Source organism: Parabacteroides sp. CAG:2 (assembly GCF_000436315.1).
Classification (GTDB): Bacteria; Bacteroidota; Bacteroidia; order Bacteroidales; family Tannerellaceae; genus Parabacteroides; species Parabacteroides distasonis.
Window position 1 is genome coordinate 1 of sequence record NZ_FR885325.1, and the last position, 2,411, is coordinate 2,411.

The following is a 2,411-nucleotide window of genomic DNA, read 5'->3' on the forward strand; positions in this document are numbered from 1 at the left end:
GCTGACGCCAATCTGCGGATTGATGCCTTGGTACGTGTTTGTGCCGTGGAGGGGGATATGCGGATCGTGAAGCGGATGAAGGAGATCGTTCCTGAGTTCAAGAGCCAGCATTCTAAATATGAGGTGTTGGATGAATAGAGCGAAATAAAAAGTAAATTGCGCTTAAAATAATAGTATTATATAAATGATATTCAGTTGTTTAATCGTCTTCGATGTCTTTGAGGCTTTTATGGATTTATCCGTGAGGGCCTATGCTATTAATGTTGATTTAAATATAGCGTCAAAAAAGAAGAGCCTCCCCAGAGGCATTTGCAAGAAAAGAGAAGGAACCATGTGGGTTTTGTGATGAAAAGATAGGATGATAGAGATTTTGTAGAATCGATATAAGGTCAAGGTTTTGTACCGGTCTTCTTTTCCCGTAAAGGGATTTAGAAGGCTGGTTCTGTTTTTATATATGTATTTGAAAATCCGTATGTAAGTACGGTGTCCGGCCATATGCGGCGCAGGGATAAACATTCCCCCTGCGTTCGCATGATGAAAAAGATCTATGAGCGTTTGAGAGAGAGATTGGGGCATAAGCCCACGGTGAAGAATTTTGACGCGTTCTTGGTAACGTTGGGGCCGGATGAGCGGGAGTCTTGGAAAATGGATGTGTGTAGTTTGGGATATGGAGATTATTATAGGAAGATGCCCGGGGCGTACCGTAAATTTATCCGGAAGTATATGGAGCATGACCGGGAGTGCGAACGGTGTTATATACGTAAGTATACGGTGCGTGGTGATTTGTTGTATTCCCCATTTCGTCCGGAACTCTTGTTGGAGCTAGTGAAGCTTGTGGAGTTTACGGATCGTGAGACTCCCCCTTCCTCCTTGGAAATAGCCTCTTGCCTGTTGATGGGGTTTGATTATCCGGGCTCGGTGCGTGGCTTGGCTTCTCATTTGCGAGAGGTGGGGCATTCTGCGGAAGCAGTCTTGGTGCTCGCTGGAAAGAGGGAGGTGACGGATGAGTTTTAAAAGAGATATGGATTTGAATGTTAGTTAAGAATAGCAGGTTTTTATTGTCTTTGAAAAGAGGTATTTTTGGTTTTTTTTATTTTTAATTAGTTGAATATTACTTGTTTGATGGATAAAACTACGAACGTTCGTCTCTTCTGGGCCATCTTACCTTTGTGTCGTGCTCCATAAGGGGTATATAACCATAAAAATTAAAAGATATGGCACAAGGTTTTAAGTTGGTGTTGCGTCCGTCGAAGCCGGGCGAGAAGGATTCAGAGAAAAAGTTTTATGCGGTGTCGAAAACGAATGGTACCTCTAGTATGAAAACGCTATGTAAGTTGATCTCGGCACGTAGTACGGTGTCGTCGGCAGATGTGAAGGCGGTATTGGATAACCTTAATTTCGTGTTGGATATGGAGCTTCAGGAGGGGCGTATCGTAAGGCTCGGCGATTTCGGGAGTTTTCGGATCTCGGTGAGCAGTGATGGTGTAACAGATAAAAAGGATTTCAATTCGAGTATGCTGCGCCCGCTGCGTATCATTTTCACTCCGGGAGGTGAGTTGAAGGATACGAAGAAGACACTGGAGTACTCACGGATCTCCCAAGATGGTACCACCGCGGAGGCTGGTGGCTCTGATAGTGATAGCCTGAGTGAGATTTAACGTGCAACTGGTAATGGTCGTGCTACTTTGCGTGGCCGGCCTTACCTTAGTGTTCTGTGGTTTTTGGGTGGCTCCTTCCGGTGAGATAGATAACAGCGTACTGGTCACATTTGGGGAGATCTGCACGTTTGCCGGCGCGCTGTTTGGGGTGGACTACTCTTATAAATTGAAAATTAAGGATTGAAAATTGAAAATTTGAGTTAAGATGGAAAAGGATGAGAAGAGATTGACAGAGCATTTTCGTATGGACGAGTTTGTTTATAGTGCGATGGCGGTGGAACTTGGACTTAATAATGCGTTGCCTTCGGAGGTAATACCGGCGATACGGAATCTAATGGTGCGGTTGTTGGAACCTTTGCGTATATATCATCGATAGCCTATGTATATCATGAGTGGCTATCGAAGCGAAGAGTTAAACCGATTGGTGGGAGGTGCCCCTAGCTCGCAACATATGAAGGGGGAGGCGGTAGACATTTACACGGTGGACCGCAACCGACTATTGGAGGACTTGGTGGCAAGCCGCCTGAATTTTGATCAGGCGATCCTTTATCGTACGAAGGGATTCATACATCTTTCATTAAAAAAACAAGGGGTGAACAGAAAACAGATTTTATTTAAATAGGAGGGGGTATGAGTGGATTTTGGAAAAAAGGATACTATATATTGTGTTTTATCGTACGTACATTATATAACTTGTTAAGCCTTGAAAAAAAAACTAAAAAATAATGCCCGATAAATTTGGACCGTATGTTT

At 43.8% G+C, this 2,411-nt stretch carries 3 protein-coding genes and 2 pseudogenes; all 5 read left to right on the forward strand.

Going from position 1 to position 2,411, the window contains the following annotated elements:
* Positions 1–138: pseudogene (locus tag QVP94_RS19355) on the forward strand (polysaccharide biosynthesis protein); the annotation flags it as partial.
* Between the two features lie 417 nt (positions 139–555).
* Positions 556–1,014 (forward strand): hypothetical protein, encoded by a 459-nt coding sequence (locus tag QVP94_RS15740; RefSeq protein ID WP_288213299.1) that lies wholly within the window; start codon positions 556–558, stop codon positions 1,012–1,014.
* A gap of 200 nt (positions 1,015–1,214) precedes the next feature.
* Positions 1,215–1,658, forward strand: coding sequence for an HU family DNA-binding protein (locus QVP94_RS15745; protein ID WP_005855355.1), 444 nt, complete (start codon positions 1,215–1,217; stop codon positions 1,656–1,658).
* Entirely contained in the window at positions 1,648–1,842 is a 195-nt protein-coding gene (locus QVP94_RS15750) for a hypothetical protein (RefSeq protein ID WP_008781017.1), read from the forward strand. The genes QVP94_RS15745 and QVP94_RS15750 overlap by 11 nt, the downstream gene beginning before the upstream one ends.
* 21 nt (positions 1,843–1,863) lie before the next feature.
* Positions 1,864–2,280, forward strand: a pseudogene (locus QVP94_RS19360) (D-Ala-D-Ala carboxypeptidase family metallohydrolase).
* Positions 2,281–2,411 lie beyond the last annotated feature (131 nt).

Bases quoted from the DNA above. Each gene is read 5' to 3' on its own strand.
- QVP94_RS15745 (WP_005855355.1), top strand. From the start codon at position 1,215: ATGGCACAAGGTTTTAAGTTGGTGTTGCGTCCGTCGAAGCCGGGCGAG.